Consider the following 21,477-nt stretch of genomic DNA (forward strand, 5'->3'; position numbering starts at 1 on the left):
TGTGCCATGTCTGAAAATCCCCCCGCTGCAAATACACCGGTAAACCAGCCCGGTCTCGAATATATTATCAGGTTCTTCGCGCTCGTCCCGATGGCGCTCTACATGATCGTTGCTGCACTGCTCACGATCATCGCGGTTTTCTCGGTCTACGATGCTGCAAAGCTGATTGTCGCGATGGTTGTTAACCACAACCTTGCAGACGGTATCGTTTCGGTAATCAACGCCCTGCTGCTCACGATCACCATCATTGTGCTCTTCGAGACGGTCACGGTCTATTTCCGGACCAAGCACGTCGAGGTGCGGGCGCTTCTTATTGCCGGCCTCACGGGTATGGTCAGACATATCCTGATCTTCAACGTATCGACCACCGCCGATGTATACACGATGTTTGCCGCCGTAGCCCTGCTCGCTGTTCTTATCGCCGGCATTGTGCTTGTAAAAAGTGAAGTGACGGTATCCCCGGTCTGATCTTTTTTTGCACCTGTTATGCACCGGCCCGGCCACCCGTTTGTCCTATCAGGGGAATTTTATAGCTGCATGCTCTACTGAGGGATACGGAGGAGAGCCGGTGCCCGGTATCATCGAAGCTGACGAACTGACAAAAACCTACGGCGGCACGGCTGCCGTCAGCCACGTCCGGTTCTCGGTGAAAAAAGGCGAGATCTTCGGGTTCCTCGGGCCAAACGGTGCCGGGAAGACCACCACCATGCGGATGATCGCATGCGTCTCGCCCCGCACCTCGGGAACGCTTAAAGTGTTCGGCATGGATCCCGACAAGAACCCGGCCGAGATCAAGCAACGGATCGGTGTCGTCCCGCAGGAGAGTAACCTCGACCCGGACTTCACGTGTGCGGGAAACCTGCTCACCTATGCCCGGTACTTCGACATCCCCGCAGCCGAGGCTGAAAAAAGAACAGAGAACCTGCTCGCGTTTGTGGCACTCACCGAGAAGCGCGATGTGTCCATAGACAAGCTCTCGGGGGGCATGAAGCGGCGGCTCATCCTTGCCCGGGCGCTCATCAACAACCCGGATCTTCTTATCCTGGACGAACCGACCATAGGCCTCGACCCGCAGGCACGCCACCTGATCTGGGAGCGCCTCCGGCTCCTCCAGGCACAAGGGAACACCATCGTGCTCACCACCCATTATCTCGACGAAGCGGCACGGCTCTGCGACCGGCTCGTGATCATGGACAACGGTACGTTCCTTGTCGAGGGAAAACCCGCCGATCTTGTCCGGGACCAGGTGGGAAGCGAGATCGTGGAGATGGACAACACTCCTGACGTGATCGCCTGCCTTACGGAGATGGGCATACCCTACGAAACCATTGGCGACCAGGTCCAGGTGGCGACAGGTGCATCCCGGGAACTGGCAAAGACTTTGCTCGACCGGTGCAAAACAAGCAGGGTGAGCACCCGGCCAGCGACACTGGAAGATGTTTTCCTGAAACTGACCGGGAGGAACCTGAGAGAATGACATCCATCTTTTCCCTTCCCCGGGTCAGCAGGCGTGCAATAAAGGTCTGGCGGCGCAACCTCGATGTCTTCCTGAAGACCTGGAAAGTGAACTTCTTCCCGCCGTTTATCGAGGCCCTCCTCTACCTCACGGCCATCGGCCTTGGGATCGGGACCTACGTAGGTGCAATTGACGGCGTGCCGTACATCACCTACATTGCGCCGGCAATCCTTGCCATAACGGTCATGAACTCCGCGTTCTTCGAGTGCACGTACGGTTCCTACGTGCGGATGTATTACCAGAAGAGTTTCGATGCGATCATCGCGACCCCGCTCTCCATCGAGGATGTGATCGCAGGAGAACTTCTCTGGGGCGCGACCCGGAGCGTGATCTCGGTCACGATCATGCTTCCGGTGCTTGTCGCATTCGGGGTCATCTCGCTGCCCTTCTCGCTCCTTGCCATTCCCCTCGCGTTTCTCGCCGGGCTCATGTTTGCCGGCCTCGCGATGTGTATTACCTCAATCACACCGAGCATCGACACGCTCAACTACCCCTCGTTCCTGTTCATCACGCCCATGATGCTCTTCTCGGGCACCTTCTTTCCCCTCTCCGTCCTCCCTCTGGTCATCCAGTACGTCGCCCTTGCCATCTTCCCGCTCACCCACCTTGTCGCACTCATGCGGATGGCAACACTCCCCTCGGCAGGCTCCCTGCTCGCCCTAAACCTTATCTGGATACTTGCCGCTACCGTGATCTTCTGCGTGATCTCGATCAACCTGATGCGACGCAGACTGATCGTGTGATATTTCTGGGGTTTAAAAAAAAGTTACCGGAACCCGGCCCGTTCTTTCTGCTGGCGGGAAAAGGGGTACTGCTGCCATGAGGGATCTGATGTCCCGGTCGATCTTTCTGACCGTGCCTGCGCCGGCTGCACCGCACGTTCAGCCTCGCAGATGTTCCGGCGCGCCTCATCAAGGAGGGAAACCTCCTGTTCGATACCGGCCAGGGAAAAATCCTTTTTGAGTTCCAGGAGAAGGATACCGATCATATCCCTGATCCGGAGATCGGTGAACTCTTCGGGACAATCCATGCCCATCTCGTGGTAGCAGAGCATCGTCCGGTACGCTTCCGTATATGCACAGAGATCGCGGAAGAGTTCTTCCCGGCAGGCCCGGCCACCCGCGCGTTCCACGGCTTCCAGTTCGCGGGTGATGCGTTTGTACTCGGCGAGCGTTCCCGTGAGTGCAACATCTCCCTTGAAATGGGTAAGAGCTTCCCGCAGGGGATACTGTTCAAAATACGGTGCTCCGGCCCGGTACCGCCCGAAACTGCTGCGTTCAAAGGTGTGATCGCGGGTCTCCTGCACGGCCCTGTCGTAGCGGTGCAAACGGTGCCTGATATCGTCGTTGGTGGTTATATCCATGGGATTACCTGCTGGCAAATGGGTAAAACGGGAAACGGATTGATGAAAAACTGCTCCAGATATTGCCGGTTATTCTTTAAATAATTTTTAACGCTTGCAGGGACCGGACACCCGGGGGGAGGAGCCGGACACTCCACAGCGCAGAAACCGGCATGAATGCGGGATCGAATACAAAATGAAAACGGTTACAACAAAACCCGTCCCATCGTATGGGAGGAATTTATGAAGAATCTCCGCCAGTTGATCTTTTTCTACCTGATATCCTGCACCGGGCTGCTCTGGGCGGCATTCCTTCTTAAGGACTGCAACGGGTTCTTTACGGGCATATCGCTCATCGGTCTTATTCTTGTCACCAATCTTATCGTGCTTATCCTCTGGCTGAAAAGTTAATCCTGTTTTGGGGCGATCCGGAGCACGTAGAGCTCCTCGTCCTCCACGGTCTGCTGCCGGGCCACCTCGGCAGTAAAACCGTGACCGGTAAACAACGCTTGAACCTCGGAAAGCCCGGTCAGTGAGGATACAAGGAGCAGGATCCGCCCTTTTGGGGCAAGCACCCCGCTGACTGCATCGGCAAACCGCCCGATTACCACCCGCCCGGTGACGCCGCCGTCCAGCGCATATTCCAGCCAGTCATTGATCCGCTCCTCCGGCTGTGTCGGGAGATACGGGGGATTGAAGATAACGAGGTCGAACGTACCACGGAGGCCGGAGCAGAGATCGCTTCGCACCACGTCCAGCCCTTTTTCCCGTGCACAGAAGACCGCGTGGGGGTTGATATCGGTTGCCACGACATCGCAGTCCTGCACGAGCGCTGCCGCGATACGCCCGGAGCCGGTCCCGACTTCGAGCACCCGGTCGCCGGGCTTTACTTCTGCTTTTGCTGCCAGGAGGAGCAGGAACGTATCGGCCTCGGGCTGGTAGACCTGCGCAGGATCGTAGGGCATGACAAAACAGAGTGGAACGGGAGGGATGAAAAGGGATCGCCCAAACGCAGGGGCAGCCGTCGTGGCAGTTTTTACTCTACCCCGGGCTGTCATAAACTCACCGGGGATTTATACGAGGAAAACGGGGATTTTCCTGAGATTCCGTCACCCTGACCAGGTATATCCGAGAAAAGAAGATATCGAAAGGAAATGAAACCTGCCGCAAAGGGCGCTCGGCCTAAAAGTGACGGAAAGAGAGCACCGGGTTACGAACGGTAAAACAAAAACAGGAAAAACGGGGAGAAGAACGATTACTCAAAATTCGCAATCGTCGAGAAATCTTCCAGGTACAGCTCTTCCGGCCGGCTCTGGAGAATCTCGCCCGGCAGGGCATCAATAACACGCATTGCCCATTCGTGGTCGAGCATCCCCGAAGATCCGCGGAGGCCGTTTCTCACCGTCTTTCGCCGGTGGGTAAAGAGCGCCCGCACGACATCCGCATACCTTTTCTTGTCGTTGACACCGAAGATCGGAGGGCGGGGGAAGATCTTCACGACCATCGAGTTTACCTGCGGCTTTGGCGAGAAACAGGTAGGCGGGAGGGTGAAGCACCGCTGCACTGCCGCATAGGTCTGCACCATGATCGAAAGCCGGCCACAGTCCTTTGTGCCTGCCGGGGCGATCATACGTTCGGCAAACTCCTGCTGGAACATCAGCACCGCTACCGAAAATCCGATATCGAGGAGCCGGAAGGTAATCTTCGATGAAACCGAGTACGGGAGATTGGAGACCACCATCTCGAAAGGTGGAAGATCGCATCGGGTCGCATCCCCGTGAGTCACCGTAAGGGTCCCGTTCTGGATCTCTAAAGAGAACTGTGCCGCAAGTTCTTCGCAGAGCAGACCGTCAAGTTCCACGGCATGGACAATGGCACCGCGGTCGAGCAGGGCCCGGGTCAGCGCCCCGTTCCCCGGCCCGACCTCAAGAACAGTCTTTCCCTTCACGTCTTCAAGATCCGCGATCCGTTTTATCGCGTTCTTGTCGATAAGAAAATGCTGGTCGTGATGGGCTTTCATTTCGTTGTGAAGAGATGATACTTGACGTCCTTGTCCTGCAGTTCTTCCATGATCCGGGCCTGGATCATCTTCTCCGGGTGGGGGATCGACTTGATCCGGGTGGAGATATCAGCGAAACTCTCAAACGGCTTCTTGTTCCGCGACTCAAGCACTTCCCACATCAGTTTCTTCCCGATACCGGGCAGCAGGTGCAGCATGTGGAGCTTCGGGGTGATCGAGATCGCCTTGTTAAAGAACGTTACAAAATCCTGCTGACGCTCGGTCACGACCTGCTCGATCATAAAGGGCAGTTCACCTTTTGCTGTCGGGGTCAGCTCGTCGTAACTGATCCGGCGCTTCACGCGCTCGATCTTGTCCCGCTCGGAATCGCCGATGTAAACCTTGTCATGGAGGTTGATGACGATACCGGATTTGGGGATCAGTTCGAGTAACTTGAACTGCTCTAAGCCCATCGCCTGGACAACAGGTTCACGCTTAAACTGGGGGCGCGGATCGTCAACATGCCCTTTCATGAGCACATCCAGTACGATCGCGTTGACCTCTTTTTTCTCGACTTTCATGATGAGCACCTCAGAAGTGCGCCATAACTAAGTCGATAATAGAATCGATCTCTGCCGGATCGAGCGTATACCGCTCTTTTGCAAAGATTGCCCGCACTTCGTCCCGGCTCTTCGGCATAATATTTGCGATGCGGTAGGCAATCTCCGGCTTCATCTTCTCGAGCTTGAGAAGTTTATCCACGAGTTCTTTCGATTTCTCGGGTGTGGTCTTTGCAAGCTGATTGGCATGTTCCATACACCGCCTGAACTCATAGGACATCTCCTTCTCGGCAGCGATCCTCTCTGATTCCACGCCCAAAAGAACCGCGCGGAGTTCAGGGAGCGTAACCTTTTCTTCGCTAAGAATACCCTTCACTTTCATGCCAATCACCTGACAAATGAGTTTACTTTTGTGCTTTTAGATGTTGCGGTCGTGAAATGACCGTCTTTTCCGCATTGCCATCACGAATGGAAAGCATCCATGCACGGCCGCGTTTACCGATCACGGTGCCCGTAAGCCCGTGGAAACGGCGGTGCGGCATGCCTTTCTGGATGCTTGAGTTCACAACGATGTGAACCTTGTCGCCGACCTCAAACTTCTGGATGACGGAGGTGACCGGCGGCAGACCGCGCTGTCTTAAATCTTTCTTGAATTTATACCGTGTTTTCTTTCTGGGTCCATTATGGTGTGCCATTGTTAATCTCCCTCCTTTGGTCCTTCTACTTGCACGACATCAAGACTGGTGACGTGCGCCGATCGTTGCAGGATCTCGGCAAGACTCGGGATGGTCCTACCCTGATCACCGGATATGAGTTCCTTAATGTAGAGGCCGGCTTCGCCCAGGACTTCAAGGACGAACTTTCCGTCCTGCTCCCCCACATACTCAACATCCAGGACTTTACGCTCCCGGATCTTATCAGCTCTCCGGTGGGCGACCCGTACGGGCGTGCGCTGCTGTATTGTGACGCCCTTTAAGGTTTTCAGGGCATTTGCGAGTTCTCCCGCAGATACTTGCCCTTCAACCTCAACCAGGATCCTGTATTTTTTATGCGCTTTACTTGATTTAAGAGTTTCCACATCCGCACGGTCGCTCCAGTGCGTAAGGGCAACCGAAACCCGTCCGTCTGCGGTCCGGTTGATCTCCGCTTCAACGGTGGCAAGATCCTGCGTGCGCTTCCGGGGAGCGACAACTTCAAGGATAAACGGCCTCCCGGTGCCCACGCAGCGGGCGTCGATATCCTCCCTGCCGGCCCCGTGCAGCACCGCATCCTCGGCATCAAAGAGTTCAATGACCGGCCGGCCAATCAGCTCCTCCACCGAGTCCAGGTACTGCTTGCCGGTATAGTTGCACTTCTCGCAGCCGGCCCCCTTGCAGGCCCGGCAGTTCCAGTGGGTTTGCGGGATACCGCGCTCAAATTTCTGGTATCTCCCGTAAAAGAACAGGGAGTTAATCCGGATATCCACCGTACCGGATGCCGGGTCAATCAGGGCGGTGATATCGGGCTGTTTAAAGTTCACGACCTTTCCCGTAATGGCTGATACCGCTTTTCCCACCTCACGGTTCACCTCGGATTTGAACGGCTCGGGTTCGCCAAGGGAGAGATCGCTCCAGACCATCTCCTCGTTCTCCGCGATAAGCGGGGGAACCCGGCAGCCGACAAGGAAGGTGGCGTACTCGTGCCCTTCCATCGCACTGACCACTTTTCCTGCCCATTCCGGGACAGAATCAAAGAAGTTCCCGCAGATCCAGCAGGTGCCCGAGAAACGCTCGTACGGCTGGTTTAAGGCCAGGGCCCGTGCAATACGGAGGCCCCGACCGCGTTCATCGTCCGAAAGCCCATGCGAGCGCTTGCCAAAGAACCGTCCCAGGCAGTGATCGCAGCAGTCCCCGTATGCGAGGATCTTTTCGACCTGTTCGTTTATTTCCATCCGTTGTTCCTCCGGTCGATCTCGTTTGAGATGACCGTAATCGTATGGTCTGCATGCAGGCAGACCGGCCCCACCGAATACCGGGGTGCTTCCTTTACGAGGGTCTCTTCGGCATCCGAAAAGTTCTGGTGATCGGAGAGCAGGAATGCAGATGGCATTACCGGCACCGTGCGGATATCGGTGCCCTTCTCGTCCATCACGGCAAACGGGTGCTCCGTCATAAGACGTTCAAGCCCGCCGTTTCGTACAAACACGCCCGGCGCGGCTTCGCGAAACTCGCTTCCGCAGGGAATACCAAGCCCTTTTTTGATAAGCGCCCCGGCGCTCCGTTCATCGGGCGAAAGCGACCGGATCTCGTTTCCCTTGAAAAGCAGGGTCTTGGCTGCTTTTGGCCCGCCAAGGAGGACAAGATAACATTCCACGTCCCGGCGCAGGTCGTGCGAGAGGAAGAGCGACGCGTTCACGCACCGGCAGAGCACATCCATGCGCCCTGCCCCGGGAAGATCGTTTAACGAAAAGTCCCCGTCAGTACGGGCAAGGTGCCCGACAATAGCAAACGAGGCCATGTTACTGCATTCCCGAGAAGCGCTTCATCAAGCGCTGCATGTTAAACTTCCCGCCGCTTCCCATGCCCTTGAGACCTTTAAGGGTCTTGTGCATCATCTTGTAGTATTTTAAGAGTTCCCGCACTTCTTCAGGAGTGCCCCCGGCGCCCCGGGCGATCCGCTGCATCCGGGAGCTGTTGATAAGTCCGGGATCGTCAAGCTCTTTTGGCGTCATCGAGTCCATGAGGATCCGGTACCGAACCATCTTGGTGCTTGTGACATCATAGACTCCCTCGGGGAGCTGCATGTTCCCTATAGGGAGCATGTTCATGATCTGCTTTAAGGGGCCCATCTTGTTCAAGGCTTCGAGCTGCTTGTACATGTCGCGGAGGGTGAAGTGACCCTTCATCATCGCTTCCATGTCAACTTCGCTTGCCATCTGGGCTTCCTGGACTTTCTCTGCAAGGGCTTGGATATCACCCATCCCAAGGAGCTGGGAGATAAAGCCGTTGGCATCGAAACGATCGAGGTTCTCGATAGTCTCTCCCGCCCCGATAAAGACGATCCCGCTTTTGGTCTCGGCAACGGCAGAGAGTGCACCGCCGCCTTTTGCGGTGCCGTCCATCTTGGTGATGATCACGCCATCGATCCCGATCGCTTCGTGGAACCGGCGCGCCTGCTCGCTTGCCTGCTGGCCAAGTGCGGCGTCGATCACGAGCCAGCGGTGGTTGGCCTTCGTGATCACGTTGAGGTCGATAATCTCCTGGATAAGGTCCGGCTCCAGTGCGTGGCGCCCCTGCGTATCGACTATGATTACTTCGAGATCTTTTATTGCGACCAGCCCTTCCCGAACGAGTTTCCTTGCATCGGTAGCCTTCGGGTCGCCAAAACAGGGGACGTTAATCTTCGCACAGAGAGTCGAGAGCTGATCGTAGGCGCCGGGTCGGAAGGTGTCCGCACAGATTACCCCCACTTTCATGCCTTTTTTCTGGAAATAGCGGGCGATCTTTGCCGTTGTCGTGGTTTTGCCGCTCCCCTGGAGCCCTGCCATCAGGATAACCTGTGGCTCAAGTTTTACGTCTGCCGTGGCATAGACGAGCCGGACGAGCTCCTGATAGACAATGCGGAGAACGTGCTCGCGGACATTGGTGTTCTTCGGCAGTTCCTCATCAAGCGATCGTGTACGGATCGCCTTCGAGAGTTCCATGACGAGCTTGACATTGACATCTGCCGAGAGAAGCGCCCGCTGGAGATTTTTAACCAGTTCGTCAACAGCAGCCCGGTCGACAACGGCTTTGCCGGCGAGCTTTTTGAGGGCGTCCTTAAGCGAGGAGGAGAGAGTATCCATCATCAGGCACCACACCCAAGAAGTTCCTCGACAACCGCATCGGGATCGAAGGGTACGATATCCTCATATTCCTGCCCGGTACCCAAAAAGAGCAACGGTTTTCCAATGGTGTGGGCGATCGAAATCGCCGCCCCGCCCCGGGAGTCCATGTCGACCTTGGTGAGCACGATCGCATCAGCCCCGACTGTCCTGTCAAACTCCGCTGCCCGTACGACTGCATCGTTACCGGCAACTGCTTCGTCCACGTAGACGATGAGGTCAGGTTTCATCACGCGCCGGATCTTGTCGAGCTGGCTCATGAGGTTCGCCTTCGTGTGGAACCGACCGGCGGTATCCGCAAGCACAACGTCGGTCTTGTGGGAGACGGCATACTGCACGGTGTCAAAGAGCACCGCAGAGGGATCAGCGCCGGTCTGGTGCTCGATGATCTTGATACCAAGCCGTTCGGCGTGCACCCCGATCTGTTCGATGGCCCCGGCCCGGAAGGTGTCGCCGGCCCCGATCACGACTGAGAATCCCTGCTTCTTGAGATACGCGCCAATCTTTGCGACGGTCGTGGTCTTGCCGGTCCCGTTTACCCCGGTAAAGAGGATTTTGACCGGCCGCTCGTGAGCCCGGATATAAGCGGGAAGGTCAAAGCCCTTCCCAAGGACATTTAACAGGGCTGATTTGAGGGCCCCGACAACAAGGGCATCGACAGACTCCCCGATCTTACGGTGTTTCCCGACAAGACTGGTCCGGACATTGGCAATGATCGCGTCGGTGACCGGCAGGGCAACGTCGCTTTCGAGAAGCGTCATCTCGAGTTCGTCAAGTGCCTCGGCAATATCCTTTGCCGAGACGACCAGTTCGCGGTCGATGATGAGGATCTTGACCTTGTCGGCAAGCGTTGGGCTCTTTTGCGGGGTTGCAGGTGTGGACGGGGCGGCCTGTTCGGCGGGCGCCGGAGGAGCAGCTTCCGCTACAGCCCCGATGCTGCCGCCGAGCCGGTTCCGTACGGCCTGCAGACGTTCCTTAAGACCCGAAAACATGTATGAGAGTTCCCCGGTTATTCTTCGTCATTCTCTTCGTCGTCATGCGAATGGTTGTGAGCATGGCCGGCATGGCTTTCTGCCGCTGATGCCTGAGAATAGCCCTGCTCGAGCCTTTTTGCGATCTCGTTCATCTGGCTTTGGAGTTTCTCCAGTGCCTCGGTGACTTTCTTCTGCGAGGCTTCCATTTCGGTAATCCGGTCTTTGAGATACCCGACTGCATCCGGGTTTGTCTTTTCCACGATCACGTCGGAACCGATATTGAGGAGCACTTTTTCGGGTTCGAGGATCTTCGCCCGGAGGCTTGCCCCGCCGCCGATCTGGAGGAGCACAGTGCCATCATCTGTCGCCACAAGCGCTTCAAGCGCCTCGATCGCGGCGAGTGCTTCCATGCGCCCGTTCTCCATAAGTTCAAGCTGGCCGGCAAAGACCTCTGCCTGCTGTCCGTATTCCTTGAGGTAGTACTGGAGTGTTTCAAATTCACGCTGGTCCATGGGTTGTGATGCTGCCAAGATTTCTGCCTCCCCTTTACTAGTGCGGGTAACTGGCTCTTTCTGATATGTTTGTCCCCAGGGAGCATAAATACATCATTGTGGGGTGTTCCTCCGGCCTCCTGTGCGGTCTCCCTGGCCGGATTTTCCCGCTCCAGATTGTTTTAGGGACACACGCTGCCGGCCGGAATGCTTCAATACCGCTTATCAGCTGGTTCCTCCGGGCACCGGGGATAGCCGCTGAGATTACGCATTTTCCGAACGAGGATTGGCCGTGCGGGAAAAATGACGCCGGACACGGCCTTCTCCCGCTAGGCTTCCTGCGGAGGGTTGCGGAAAAAGAGCCAGAGGATAACGAACGGGAGCAGGTAGAAAAGATCGATGTACCCGGCGCCCGCGATGAGCAGGATAATTCCGAGGATTGCCACACCAAGGGGGACGAGGAACTTTTTTGCGAGGAATGATGCCTCTTTCCCGGTGAGTTCCGGTTCGAGCAGGGCCGGGTGTGATCGTGCATGGTGCCACGCCCACAAAAGCAGGATCGAGAGGATGAGGTAGTTGATCTGGAACGGAAGATTGGCTGAAGAAACCGTTTCACTTTGTGTTGCAAAACTCTGGGTGAAGGGCATGAAGACGACAAACATCAGGGAGAGGAAATGGAGGTAGATGAACGTGGAATCGACCGTCTTCATCCGGTGGAATATCTGGAAATAAAAGAGCCAGAACATACCGAGGATAATAAACGCGCCGATAAAATCGACGACCGACAAGGTGGTCGTCCCGATGTATGTTTCAAGGGAGATGTCGTTTGTGATCGTCCCCGGGATTGGTGTCTGGACGTTCCTGATCATAAGGGTCATCGTGAACGCGTAAATGCCGTTCGTGATGCGTTCGAGATTGACCTTACTGATCGGATCCATGGCCGGTTGTCTCCTGATAGTGAAAGATTGGCGGTTTAGGGTATTGTAATTTATGAAGGGGCAGAAAAAGTCCGGGCCCTGATGGTACCCTGCCAAACCTGTTGTGACACCACACGAAATCCCACCCAGACACCTTCACAAAACCGGCCCCGGATCGCAAAAGGTGGGGAGGGGGGTGATCCCCTGCCCCCTCCCCCTCTTTTATTCAAAGTGGGGATCACCCTCCCCCCCTTGTGCCGGCCCAACAGGGGGGTACCCCCTCCCCCATCCGGCCCGAAACAACACCCCTTACCAAAAATGGTAATCTCATCATATTTGTAATTCCGTCGTAATTCCATGCGAAATGCCACAAAACCACTTGCAAGTAAACATGCCCGGATCGCAATTGGGGAGGAGAGGGGTACCCCCACCCCCCTCCCCTTCTTTCATTCAATGTGGGGGGCACCCTCCCCCCCTTGTGCCGGCCCAACAGGGGGGTACCCCCTCCCCCATCCGGTCGTACGCGGGAATCCGGACCCCTGGGAATGGTGTGAACACGCGAAACCGCGTAACAGATCGCGACCACCGGATCGGGGTCCCATCCCGGGTCCAAATCTTTTTGCCCCACCAGCAATAACTATCCATAAATGGCCGTTTTCGACCCATCCCTTCTTGGGATCTTCATTTTCGGCCTGATTGCCGGGATCTGTCCCTGCAACAGCGTCCTCTGCCTCGGACTTATCGGGTATCTTACCAGCGGAAACACGCAGCTCTCCATCTCAAATATCCTCAAACTCACCCTCGCGTTCTGTGCCGGTACTATCCTTGTCCTCCTGCCTCTTGGCGTGGTTGCAGGATTCCTCGGAAAATACCTCCTCTTTTTGAACAGCACCATTGCATGGTCTCTCGGCGGTATCCTCCTCATCCTCATGGGCCTCCAGCTCCTCCACATCTACAAACCGCCCATAAAAAGCATCTTCTCGCGCCTGCGAGCCCCGGTCTCCTACACCGTCACCGGTGCATTCCTCCTCGGCCTCTCGTTCGGGGCGATCACCATCGGGCGGGGAGCGCCCATGCTCATCGTTGTCCTCACCTACATCGCCCTCTCCCAGACCGCGGTGCAGGGAGTCTTCACCATCCTTGTCTACGCGATAGGGATGAGCATCCCGCTCATCGTCATCAGCTCGGCCGGTGGGGCGGTCGGGAAGAAGATCAAGGAAAAGGCGAACGTCAGCGGCGAGCTTGCCGACCGGGTGATCGGGATCGCCATCATCGCAATCGGGGTGTACTTCCTGTACCTGGCGTTTGGGTGAGGGGGGACCGAAATTTAAGAGCGCGTAAGGATCAGGCCGCGATCGCTTCAGGAGAATTCAGACAATATTTTTCAAGATATCGGCGAACTTCCGGAGATAGTTCATACCGTGCATTCCGCCCGGTTTTATTTATAGTCAGAACTCCCTCTTCACGCAAACGGTTCATATGCCACGATACTGCCGCCCCCGATATCCCCAGACGGTTTTCAAGATCCTTCCTTGTTGTTTCGGGATTCGTAAGGAGGCAGGTAAATATGGAGCGCTCGGTCTCGTTCCGGAGATACCGGATAATTTTCTGCTCCAGAACGGGAAATTTCCCCGAATTCTCAAAATACCGGCTGTGACCCTGAGTCTGCAACAGGGATATTTTACCCATAATTTCCAGGATACCCAGGTGATAGCGGAGTGTTCCCGGCTTTATATGAGTCTTGTGGGATATCTCCATAAAATAGATGCCGGGATTCTCCCTGATGCACAGGTATACGGAATTACTGTCGCTATGCGCCAGGACATTGCCCCGGAATATTTTCCTGTACCCGAGAAACGCAAAAACCTTGAGGAGAAAAAATAACTCAACGGGAAAAAGCAGCAGCGGCGATATGGTAAGGGCAATATCCGTAGCCATTTCCCGGGGCGGAAGCTGTCCGAAAGGAACCGGTACCATGTCCACAGGGGTTCCTGCATCGACTCCCTGAGGTGCCGGTTCAACGGTATATCCCCCCATCTCCGCTGAGACTACGGGAACGAGAAAAATACAAAAATAAAGGATAAGGAAAAGAGCAGGTTTCAGACCTCTGCACTTCACCATACCAAGAGATTGCATTACAATAACATGAAATCTCCTGTTTTTGGTTAACTCACCGTTCCCGTGTATGTATACGCCTGTGAACCGGTTACCTGGTACCCATAGACGTGCGACCACCAGGTCCCGGAGGTAAGACCCCCGGAATTTGAAATCCGCAGGTTAACCCGGCCATCTGTCCTCCCGTCAGCTGCATCGTAGTACGGCCCCAGCGCGGTGTCCGGTGCATTGAGGGTCAGGGAAAGAGAATTCGAGGGTACTCCCCAATTGAGGTCAACGGTAAAAGCGGATTTCCCACCAGAAATATACGAAGAATATCTCTGTGTCTGTCCCTGTGAAATCGAGGCAGAACTCATTGGAATCACAGAGGGCAGACGGGATGCGGTATCAACGGTAGTAACCACATATCCGTCTTTTGTTTCAACAATCTTTGCCGATACTGCCGGTGCAAACAACAGTGCACCGATCACGATCAAAAACACTATCCCGTGTACCTTCATGGTATCACGCGGAAGTGTCCGAAATGTCGGTTATTGCCTTTTGTCGTTCAACGCTTTACGCATTTTTAAAAACGTCAAGCTTTGAGTGAGAAATTGTTTATGTGCTGACCAAAAATCAACAATCGGGGATGTTATCAAAACACCCCCGCCAGCGGGGAGACATCATGGTATCACATCCACACCTCTCCCCGCCCTGGTAACAGCCGTTCTTTCTGGATACTGGGGAGTTTCCTTTCGAGCGGATGCTATCCACATGTGCAGAGGTAATGAAAGTATGAAAACGATGAAATTAGGAGTCCTGCTGCTGGCATTCCTGCTGGCGGCGATGGTTATGGTACCGATGGTGAATGCAACATCACAAATAAAAAATCCTTTACTAACCAGTCAGATAAATTCAATCACACAACCTGAAAAAACCATTGATGCAAATGTCGCACTTGGAACAGCAAGTCAGGATATCATTGAGAAAAATTATGTACCCCTTGCAGTTGCACGCAACCAAGCAATCGAGGAACTGGAAGAGGTAGTGCACCTGAAAAAATTCGGAGACGGAGTAAACTGGAGCGGATCAACCCTGAATCAGAATCCATTCATCGTATATGATACAAACGGGAAGATGCTGTTCTATAAATTCCGGGTTCAGTCCAATGGAAAAATAATTGGTGAGATCAACATTGCAGCAAGCAAAGTACTTGGATCCCCTGTTCAATCAGTAAGTACAACAACTTCAGAGGATCTGAATATTCCAGATATGCAATCACGTGCCGAAGAAATTATTTCTACATCGTTTAATAATTCAAAAATTGCATCTGAAAAACTAGTACTCTATGACTATCCATCAACGGGATTGGCAATCGAAGCAATAAATGAAAAAACCAATAATACCGTTACTTTTGTGGTAGATCCAAACAACTATCCGAACTACCGAATTCTCGAATCTTCAGACACGACAAAAGTTAATTCCGAGTCAACATATGCCAATAATTCCCGATCTCAATATGGTTCAATATCTCCGAAAGAGAAGATCACAAACATCGAATCATGGAAAAAGGAGAATGATCGTATTAACGCGATCAATAAAAAAATTGATTCGATAAATGTACAGTATTCAATATCTTCAGAAAAAAAAGAAAACACTATTGAAAACTCAGAAAAAAAGAACGAGTTGGTTGCTTCGGCACTTATGACAGGAAAACGTACAACAGGACAACGCATTTTACTGCGAAATGGAGTCTTCCCGACGACTTTTCAAGGATATGGATACGACTGGTGCAAAGTGGGTACAGCCCAGACGATAACAACCTACTATTATCTTATCGGAAGACAGATGGACAATGGTCAGACCCTGCCCCGAACAAGGACACTTCAGGAGATTGCAACAAAGATGGGTGCGCAGGGAACCTCAGCTCCACCCAATCCATGGGTTGAACAATATTATTATCAGGATCCCTGGTCATCTAATGGTCTCGGTATGAGCGCATTTCTCTATGAGCCCTATGCACCAACTCTGACATACATTCAAGGGCAAATCAACAATGGCGATCCCCTGAAAATCGGGACACAGGTCGATATCTCAACGCCTTTTGGGACTGTACCGGCAGGTCACGCAAGAGCCTGTTATGGATATGACACAACAGGGTCCCAGCCGACAGTGTATTTCTCTGATACGAGAATCGCTTCACAGGGCCAGTTAACCTATGAGGTATTCACATCCTCGAACTACAATGTGTATATTGGGAAATCCTGACAATTAATCTAACTTCATTTTTTGGTGACCATGATGCCACGGGAAACGAAAAAAACAGTTCTCATTTCAGCAGTTATTCTGTTAAGTCTCTTAATAGGATTTTTTGTGATGACAAACATATTCCCGGCAAAAACACTTCCCTTTCAACAGGTAAAAGAAAATATTTCCGATACAGAAAGGACCATCCATACCAATGTATCGGAAGTGTTCTTTGAAGATCAAGAAGAACAACTCGCATTACTGGAAAATGTGTCAGAACAAGATATGCAGTATCGCGTCCCGCTTAACGTTGCCAGAATGTATGCGGAGGTTGAACTTGCCCGGCTCATGTATACTACGTCACGAGGTCTTGCCGGGACAAACTTCACAGGGGTTACTCTCTATCCCGACCCGATTATTGTCTATGACGATTCCGGAGAAAACCCCAAGTACTACAAATTTTATGCAGGTGTCCGTGGTTTTAAAAACACACTCCAGTTCGTTCCTGCGAGTAAACTCATGGGCTATTGCTGCACGCGAGCAGAGCTTGGTATGTCAGATGATACATCAGATCGAATTATGTTACAGAGAGCACAAGAGTTCTATAACACGAATGCCTCGGGATCCGATATTGTATCGGTAAAATTCCTTGCTTCATCCTGCTGGGGCCAGATTATTAAATTGGACCTTGTCCCCCCTCAATCGAACGAAACACGAACAATGTACCTTGATAATGGAATCTTGCGGGATCAGGGAAGCTGTGCGGTATCGGTTAATTCCACTTCACAGGCAACTGCCAAGAAAATCGCAGAATGGGAGACATGCAATGAGTATTATCGCACTATTCAGGAAGATGCCCAAGTGGCAGGGATCAATCTGACAGAGCCATGTTCCTGGGAGAACCGGGATAAAATGAGGGGGATCTTTGAATCGGTAGAAATGCAACGGAGGAGTGGTAGTGAATAATGCGGATCTTTTTTGCAAATTGAAAATATCTGTCCTTGTTCAATATTTGGGATAGGTAAACATTCCTTCGTATGAGAACACCAAACATGCCAAAACTTCATGGTTCCCCCGGTGCACTTCCACCGGGCTCCCGGAAAAGAAAAAGAATTTACTCTTTAACCGGTGAGACACCGGAGATCTTGATGTAGCGGCGGGCAAGCTTGTGCTTGCTGCCGATAACCGCAAACGTCCGCTCTTCCACCTGTTTGGCGTTGGGCGCTGCGCTCGGTTAATCCCTACATGTCAAGCTTTGAACGAGAAATCGTTTATGTACTGACCGGAAACCAACAACCGGGGATGTTATCAAAACAGCCCCGCCAGCGGGGAGATATCATGGTATCACATCCACACCTCTCCCCGCCCTGGTAACAGCCGCTCTTTCTGGGTACTGGGGAGTTCCCTTTCGAGCGGATGCTATCCACATGTGCAGAGGTAATGAAAGTATGAAAACGATCGATAATTTTGGTTAAGTTCAGCATATTATGACAATCAACCGGCTTACCTACCTGAAATTTTGCGCAGTAATCTTCACCTACGGCATTATTGCCATCGTCATTGCATGCGCAATGCATGCGGTAAATACCGGGGCGTGGGCCGGGGTCGATGCAGACCGGTTCCACGAGATGGCCCGGATCATCATCAACGGTTTCACACCGTACATCAGCTATATCGATCCAAAACCGCCGCTGCTCTTTTTTGCTGTTTCTGCCATGGACATTGTACAACCACCCGGCGCAATGGACCTTCCGGTCATCACGCTGATAAACATCCTCTGCGCCCTGCTTGTGTATTATATCGGGAAAAAGGATTACGGGTTTATTTCGGGATACACAGCGGGGCTTCTCTGGCTCGTGATCGCTGCTTTTGTGCAGGGGTACTTCCTCTTCAGCGAGCAGTTTGCCATCTTGTTTCTCCTCCTGTCGTTTATCGCAGCAAGAAATAACCGGTTTGTATACGCGGGGATCTGTCTTGGCCTTGCATTTGGATTCAAACAGTATGCCATCCTCGGGCTGATCCCATTGCTGTACCTGATGTGGGCCAGCGGGGATCGGCGCTATCATCATCTTATCCTACCCGCGATAGTCACCGGCCTGTCGTCATTTGTAGTTGTTCTTGCAGTGTACGGTAACGCCGCAACGATGAGCGCACTGTACTGGACATTCGGCATTGCCCCGGCGTATGCGAGCGGCCAGGTCATTGAGGGTATCCCCGGCTTCTGGGCCAGCAGCATGTTTTCGTTTGCTCTGTACCTGGTTGCGAGCATTTTCATTGTCCTTCCCATTGTGCTGTTTGCCGCCGCAAGCATTATCCGGCGGGGTTTACGATCGCCGTTTGAATGGACAATTTTTCTTTTTGCGCTCGTTTTATCAGGGACTTTGCTCATCCGCCAGTACCTGCATTACTGGATCCTTATCCTCCCGTTCATCCTGCTTCTTGCATGTCGGGAATTTGCTGATGATACATAAGGAGATCCTAACACGATACAGGTAATTATCAGTGTAGGGGGTTACCAAATCCAAAGGTTCCCGACAATAGCCGGTTCCCCCGGTGACCTGCACCGGGCTCCCGGAAAAGAAAAAGAATTTACTCTTTAACCGGTGAGACACCGGAGATCTTGATGTAGCGTCTCTTTAAATTGTGCTTGCTGCCAAAAACCGCAAACGTGCGTTCCTCAGCCTGCTTCTCGTTTGGCGCCGCGATCACTTTCGTGTAGGGCACCCAGTCTTCGCCCATCAGAAAGGTTCCTTTTACTTCATACTTCTGTTCTGCCATAATTACTCACTCCAGAAATCCAAATACGTCCTCGACCCTGCCGAGTTCGAACCCGCTCGTCGCGTTGCCGGCAATATAGCCCGTGTCGTTCACGAGAAGGCCGGTACCGATAAGGCCGCTGCCCATATTGATCGTGCCGGTACCGACCGGCACCTTTGCCACCGCTTCGATCTGCGCAATCTGCTGCGCGGTCGCATTCGGGTGCACAATCACACCTTTGTTCGAGGCGGCTCCGGCCATACCGACCGTCCGCACGCCCCCGAGCGTCAGGTGGATCACAGCAACACCCAAGAACTCCCCGATTGCCGCTGCGACATCTGCGGGAAGATCCGGGTGCACCACGGCAAACGTATCGTTTGCCATGATCACGTTCCCCGCCGCGTTCATCGTATCAGAGAGCAGCATGACCTTCCGGTGCTTTTTTAAGACCGCAAGCTCTTCGTCGGTGGCCAGACACGAGACCACGAGGCCCCGGCTGTTCCCTGCGACAAGCGACCCGATGATCGAACTGCCCTGGATGGTCGTCTCAACCAGTTCCACGGAAAGCGCCGCTTTCAGCGCGTCCTTGAACTCTGGGGTCGCCTCGGGCGGGATCACCGCGATATCGCCTGCAACCCGGGCAAAAACCCCGACATTGGGGTCCCCGGCAAATGATGTTGTCCGTTCCATACGCCTACGATTCCGGGGCCAGTTCTGCCTGGACCTGCCCGTCTTCCAGTTTCATGGCGCGGACCCGGATCTTGGATGGCGGCTTCCCGCTTCCCCGGCTCCACACCTTCTCGTTGATGGTCTTGTCAAGCTTGACATCCTCGGTCTTCATGTGCTTCGCGAGGTACTTGCGAATATCCTTGATCGCGCCGTTCGCCCGCTTCCACCGGGGCATCCTGCGTGCATCCCGCAGCGGGATGATATAGATGTGTTCCTGCATCGGTTCTGCCATGATCACACCTTAAGAGTGCTTCTGCGCCAGTTGCGTCGCTTCGGGTGCGAGACAACCGCCCTTTTCGTCCTGATCATGACCCACTGGGGCACGCGCCGGTTCTGGTCGCATGCCTTTGCCAGCCGGATCTTTCTTCCTTTGCTGAGCTTGCTCATGTTCTTCACCTAGATGTTAATTGCTCATCTTTCTTCCCACCACAAGAGACTGTTCGTGGTGTGCGGGGAACAGGGCGGCGGGATCAACTCCGCGGGCACGGATCGCCGCCCTGATCTCGGATTCGTAATCGCCGTTTGGGATCGTCCCGGTCTCCCCGTAGTTTACGAGGAGGAACCGGTCCGCCAGCCGGTCGACTTCGGATCTCATGTAGCCGAGGAGCGGGCGCACATACGTGCTCCCGGTCCGGCCGCAGATGCTCTGCACCTGCGCCCTGGTGAGCATCGGAACCCGGTCGTCAAACCGGGTTCCGTCGCCGACGACCTTATACTCACCGGCAAGGGTCTCGATGGCAGTCTGGTGGATGCGGTTGATCGCGTCGTTTGGATACCCGCATGAAATTACCATGTCTGCCATCTCTTCTGCCATACCCTGGGGAAAAACCCGTTTTCTCAAAGGAAACCCCAGCGCCTGCGCGGCATTTTCTATTGTCGGGATTAAGCGGGCGGGGTCGAACACAAACGTGTTGAGTTCAACCACGTAATACGTACCCAGCATGATCGCTGCAAGGGAACTATCCTTCCCGCCGCTGTAAAGCACTCCTGCTTTCATCACTTTCTGGTGATCGAGTAATCCCGTTTTACCGGCGCAAGCTGCCGGAGCACTTCTTTAAACTGTGCATCGGTGATCTTCTGCTTGAGACGTCCGCTCTGGGCGAGCGCCACAAGCTGTTGTTCCACGGCGCCGGCAAATTCCGGCTTGGTCAGTTTGATGGTATTGAGGCGTTCCCGGGCGTCGGGCTCGAGAACCTGCATCATTATCATCTGCATCTGCTGTTTGAGACGCTGCTGTTGTTCGAGTTCCTCCTGCTGCTGGCCTGCCTGCTGCTGGAGTTGTGCCATCCTCCTTTTCCGGATCTCACTTAACTCGTCGTCTCCCATGGAATCTCACCTGATTTATGCTTCGGGCTTCTTGCCGTCAGCTTTCTTGCCTTCGGCCTTCTTGCCTTCGCCCTTCTTTGCGGCAGGCTTCTTCTCGCCCTTCGCATCGTCGGACTTTTCGGCCTTCTCGCCCTTTGGCGCCTTGCCGCCCTTCTTGCCGGATTCAGCCTTCTTTGGCTCTTCGGCAACCGGCTTTACCCTCTTCGGGACTGGCGCCGGCGGGTTGGTAAGCACGTCTTTTGCCACGCTGTCAAGATACGCCATACCGGCAGGGGAAACCCTGCGGCCGGTCTTGTCGTGGATGATCAGCCCTGCAGCTTCAAGCTGCTGGAGGGCTTTACGGAGAATCGAGCCGCTGCCCTTCCGGAAAGCATTCGGTCTTGAGCCGCGGTTCTTGTTCCCACCATAGAAACTCCGCATCCGTTCGACACCCAGGGGGCCGTCGACATAGACGCGTCTCAGCACTGCTGCTGCCCGGATAAACCACCAGTCGGGGTCTTCGGGAGGCATCTCCTTATGTACCCCGGTCTTGGCAAAGGCAGCCCATGCCGGCGGCTTGATCTCCTGCCGCTTCTTGAGCTCCTCGGCAACCTTCCTGATGAGGTGGTCGGCCGGGACATCATATACGGTCGTCATGAATAGTCCTCACTGTTTTTAAAATTA

The 21,477-nt window shown here is 54.0% G+C and carries 29 protein-coding genes and 1 pseudogene; 8 read left to right on the forward strand and 22 right to left on the reverse strand.

Annotated elements, in window-relative coordinates; all coding sequences use genetic code 11:
* Window positions 1–6 precede the first annotated feature (6 nt).
* The 3 genes from WCX19_RS11950 to WCX19_RS11960 all read left to right on the forward strand — a co-directional run bounded on the left by WCX19_RS11950 (window position 7) and on the right by WCX19_RS11960 (window position 2,259).
* Window positions 7–468 carry a phosphate-starvation-inducible PsiE family protein gene (locus WCX19_RS11950; RefSeq protein ID WP_373008416.1) on the forward strand — a complete coding sequence of 154 codons (462 nt, stop codon included), beginning with the start codon at window positions 7–9 and terminating at the stop codon, window positions 466–468.
* 100 nt (window positions 469–568) lie between these two features.
* Entirely contained in the window at window positions 569–1,477 is a 909-nt protein-coding gene (locus WCX19_RS11955) for an ABC transporter ATP-binding protein (RefSeq protein ID WP_373008418.1), read from the forward strand.
* Complete coding sequence (locus tag WCX19_RS11960) at window positions 1,474–2,259, forward strand: ABC transporter permease (RefSeq protein ID WP_373008420.1); 786 nt, start codon at window positions 1,474–1,476, stop codon at window positions 2,257–2,259. The genes WCX19_RS11955 and WCX19_RS11960 overlap by 4 nt, the downstream gene beginning before the upstream one ends.
* Before the next feature lie 23 nt (window positions 2,260–2,282).
* Here the strand turns inward: WCX19_RS11960 and WCX19_RS11965 are convergent, their stop codons facing one another.
* Complete coding sequence (locus WCX19_RS11965; protein WP_373008422.1) at window positions 2,283–2,879, reverse strand: hypothetical protein; 597 nt, start codon at window positions 2,877–2,879, stop codon at window positions 2,283–2,285.
* A 222-nt stretch (window positions 2,880–3,101) separates the two neighbouring features.
* On the opposite strand from WCX19_RS11965, the gene WCX19_RS11970 reads away from it, so the two are divergent.
* Complete coding sequence (locus tag WCX19_RS11970) at window positions 3,102–3,269, forward strand: hypothetical protein (RefSeq protein WP_373008424.1); 168 nt, start codon at window positions 3,102–3,104, stop codon at window positions 3,267–3,269.
* On the opposite strand, the gene WCX19_RS11975 is transcribed toward WCX19_RS11970, so the two are convergent.
* The 11 genes from WCX19_RS11975 to WCX19_RS12025 form a co-directional block, all read right to left on the reverse strand.
* The gene (locus WCX19_RS11975) at window positions 3,266–3,823 is read right to left on the reverse strand and encodes a HemK2/MTQ2 family protein methyltransferase (RefSeq protein WP_373008426.1); all 558 of its coding nucleotides are present in this window, start codon (window positions 3,821–3,823) and stop codon (window positions 3,266–3,268) included. The two genes, WCX19_RS11970 and WCX19_RS11975, sit on opposite strands and share 4 nt — an antisense overlap.
* Before the next feature lie 290 nt (window positions 3,824–4,113).
* Window positions 4,114–4,878: a 16S rRNA (adenine(1518)-N(6)/adenine(1519)-N(6))-dimethyltransferase RsmA gene (gene rsmA, locus WCX19_RS11980; RefSeq protein ID WP_373008428.1), complete on the reverse strand. Its 765-nt coding sequence runs from the start codon at window positions 4,876–4,878 to the stop codon at window positions 4,114–4,116.
* On the reverse strand, window positions 4,875–5,438 hold the full coding sequence (locus WCX19_RS11985) for a DUF655 domain-containing protein (RefSeq protein ID WP_373008430.1): 564 nt from the start codon (window positions 5,436–5,438) through the stop codon (window positions 4,875–4,877). Before WCX19_RS11985 ends, rsmA begins: the two co-directional genes overlap by 4 nt.
* A gap of 10 nt (window positions 5,439–5,448) precedes the next feature.
* Window positions 5,449–5,799, reverse strand: a complete 351-nt coding sequence (locus WCX19_RS11990; RefSeq protein ID WP_373008432.1) for an RNA polymerase Rpb4 family protein — start codon at window positions 5,797–5,799, stop codon at window positions 5,449–5,451.
* Between the two features lie 22 nt (window positions 5,800–5,821).
* Window positions 5,822–6,112: a 50S ribosomal protein L21e gene (locus WCX19_RS11995; RefSeq protein ID WP_373008434.1), complete on the reverse strand. Its 291-nt coding sequence runs from the start codon at window positions 6,110–6,112 to the stop codon at window positions 5,822–5,824.
* A gap of 2 nt (window positions 6,113–6,114) precedes the next feature.
* On the reverse strand, window positions 6,115–7,347 hold the full coding sequence (locus WCX19_RS12000) for a tRNA pseudouridine(54/55) synthase Pus10 (RefSeq protein ID WP_373008436.1): 1,233 nt from the start codon (window positions 7,345–7,347) through the stop codon (window positions 6,115–6,117).
* On the reverse strand, window positions 7,338–7,913 hold the full coding sequence (gene trmY / locus WCX19_RS12005) for a tRNA (pseudouridine(54)-N(1))-methyltransferase TrmY (protein ID WP_373008438.1): 576 nt from the start codon (window positions 7,911–7,913) through the stop codon (window positions 7,338–7,340). The genes WCX19_RS12000 and trmY overlap by 10 nt, the downstream gene beginning before the upstream one ends.
* A 1-nt stretch (window position 7,914) precedes the next feature.
* Complete coding sequence (locus WCX19_RS12010; protein WP_373008440.1) at window positions 7,915–9,243, reverse strand: signal recognition particle protein Srp54; 1,329 nt, start codon at window positions 9,241–9,243, stop codon at window positions 7,915–7,917.
* Entirely contained in the window at window positions 9,243–10,271 is a 1,029-nt protein-coding gene (ftsY, locus tag WCX19_RS12015) for a signal recognition particle-docking protein FtsY (protein WP_373008442.1), read from the reverse strand. The genes WCX19_RS12010 and ftsY overlap by 1 nt, the downstream gene beginning before the upstream one ends.
* A gap of 17 nt (window positions 10,272–10,288) precedes the next feature.
* Entirely contained in the window at window positions 10,289–10,783 is a 495-nt protein-coding gene (gene pfdA, locus WCX19_RS12020; RefSeq protein ID WP_373008444.1) for a prefoldin subunit alpha, read from the reverse strand.
* A 290-nt stretch (window positions 10,784–11,073) separates the two neighbouring features.
* Window positions 11,074–11,682, reverse strand: coding sequence for a TMEM175 family protein (locus WCX19_RS12025; protein WP_373008446.1), 609 nt, complete (start codon window positions 11,680–11,682; stop codon window positions 11,074–11,076).
* A 626-nt stretch (window positions 11,683–12,308) separates the two neighbouring features.
* Between WCX19_RS12025 and WCX19_RS12030 the strand changes: the two genes are divergently transcribed.
* Window positions 12,309–12,974, forward strand: coding sequence for a cytochrome c biogenesis CcdA family protein (locus WCX19_RS12030; protein WP_373008448.1), 666 nt, complete (start codon window positions 12,309–12,311; stop codon window positions 12,972–12,974).
* A gap of 31 nt (window positions 12,975–13,005) precedes the next feature.
* Here the strand turns inward: WCX19_RS12030 and WCX19_RS12035 are convergent, their stop codons facing one another.
* On the reverse strand, window positions 13,006–13,698 hold the full coding sequence (locus WCX19_RS12035) for a winged helix-turn-helix transcriptional regulator (protein ID WP_373008450.1): 693 nt from the start codon (window positions 13,696–13,698) through the stop codon (window positions 13,006–13,008).
* Between the two features lie 128 nt (window positions 13,699–13,826).
* A complete protein-coding gene (locus WCX19_RS12040; RefSeq protein WP_373008452.1) occupies window positions 13,827–14,276 on the reverse strand; it encodes a peptidase domain-containing protein in 450 nt (149 codons plus the stop codon).
* Between the two features lie 274 nt (window positions 14,277–14,550).
* Here WCX19_RS12040 and WCX19_RS12045 point away from each other — a divergent pair, with 274 nt between their 5' ends.
* Both WCX19_RS12045 and WCX19_RS12050 read left to right on the forward strand, forming a co-directional pair.
* Window positions 14,551–16,023 (forward strand): hypothetical protein, encoded by a 1,473-nt coding sequence (locus WCX19_RS12045; RefSeq protein ID WP_373008454.1) that lies wholly within the window; start codon window positions 14,551–14,553, stop codon window positions 16,021–16,023.
* Between the two features lie 30 nt (window positions 16,024–16,053).
* The gene (locus WCX19_RS12050; protein WP_373008456.1) at window positions 16,054–16,968 is read left to right on the forward strand and encodes a hypothetical protein; all 915 of its coding nucleotides are present in this window, start codon (window positions 16,054–16,056) and stop codon (window positions 16,966–16,968) included.
* A 148-nt stretch (window positions 16,969–17,116) separates the two neighbouring features.
* Here the strand turns inward: WCX19_RS12050 and WCX19_RS12055 are convergent.
* A pseudogene (locus WCX19_RS12055) lies at window positions 17,117–17,215 on the reverse strand (50S ribosomal protein L18a); the annotation flags it as partial.
* A 274-nt stretch (window positions 17,216–17,489) separates the two neighbouring features.
* On the opposite strand from WCX19_RS12055, the gene WCX19_RS12060 reads away from it, so the two are divergent.
* Window positions 17,490–18,473, forward strand: coding sequence for a hypothetical protein (locus WCX19_RS12060; RefSeq protein WP_373008458.1), 984 nt, complete (start codon window positions 17,490–17,492; stop codon window positions 18,471–18,473).
* Window positions 18,474–18,591: 118 nt separating this feature from the next.
* On the opposite strand, the gene rpl18a is transcribed toward WCX19_RS12060, so the two are convergent.
* Genes rpl18a through WCX19_RS12095 form a run of 7 tightly spaced genes read right to left on the reverse strand, consistent with a single transcriptional unit; the run spans window position 18,592 to window position 21,450 of the window.
* Window positions 18,592–18,780 carry a 50S ribosomal protein L18Ae gene (gene rpl18a / locus WCX19_RS12065; RefSeq protein WP_373008460.1) on the reverse strand — a complete coding sequence of 63 codons (189 nt, stop codon included), beginning with the start codon at window positions 18,778–18,780 and terminating at the stop codon, window positions 18,592–18,594.
* A 6-nt stretch (window positions 18,781–18,786) separates the two neighbouring features.
* A complete protein-coding gene (locus WCX19_RS12070; RefSeq protein ID WP_373008462.1) occupies window positions 18,787–19,449 on the reverse strand; it encodes a translation initiation factor IF-6 in 663 nt (220 codons plus the stop codon).
* A gap of 4 nt (window positions 19,450–19,453) precedes the next feature.
* On the reverse strand, window positions 19,454–19,720 hold the full coding sequence (locus WCX19_RS12075; protein WP_373008464.1) for a 50S ribosomal protein L31e: 267 nt from the start codon (window positions 19,718–19,720) through the stop codon (window positions 19,454–19,456).
* A 2-nt stretch (window positions 19,721–19,722) separates the two neighbouring features.
* On the reverse strand, window positions 19,723–19,875 hold the full coding sequence (locus WCX19_RS12080) for a 50S ribosomal protein L39e (RefSeq protein WP_292425172.1): 153 nt from the start codon (window positions 19,873–19,875) through the stop codon (window positions 19,723–19,725).
* Between the two features lie 16 nt (window positions 19,876–19,891).
* A complete protein-coding gene (locus WCX19_RS12085) occupies window positions 19,892–20,485 on the reverse strand; it encodes an alpha hydrolase (RefSeq protein WP_373008466.1) in 594 nt (197 codons plus the stop codon).
* Window positions 20,485–20,814: a DNA-binding protein gene (locus tag WCX19_RS12090; protein WP_373008468.1), complete on the reverse strand. Its 330-nt coding sequence runs from the start codon at window positions 20,812–20,814 to the stop codon at window positions 20,485–20,487. The genes WCX19_RS12085 and WCX19_RS12090 overlap by 1 nt, the downstream gene beginning before the upstream one ends.
* Before the next feature lie 15 nt (window positions 20,815–20,829).
* Window positions 20,830–21,450, reverse strand: a complete 621-nt coding sequence (locus WCX19_RS12095) for a 30S ribosomal protein S19e (protein ID WP_373008470.1) — start codon at window positions 21,448–21,450, stop codon at window positions 20,830–20,832.
* Between the last annotated feature and the right edge of the window lie 27 nt (window positions 21,451–21,477).

It is taken from the genome of Methanoregula sp., assembly GCF_041663825.1.
Lineage (GTDB): Archaea > Halobacteriota > Methanomicrobia > Methanomicrobiales > Methanospirillaceae > Methanoregula.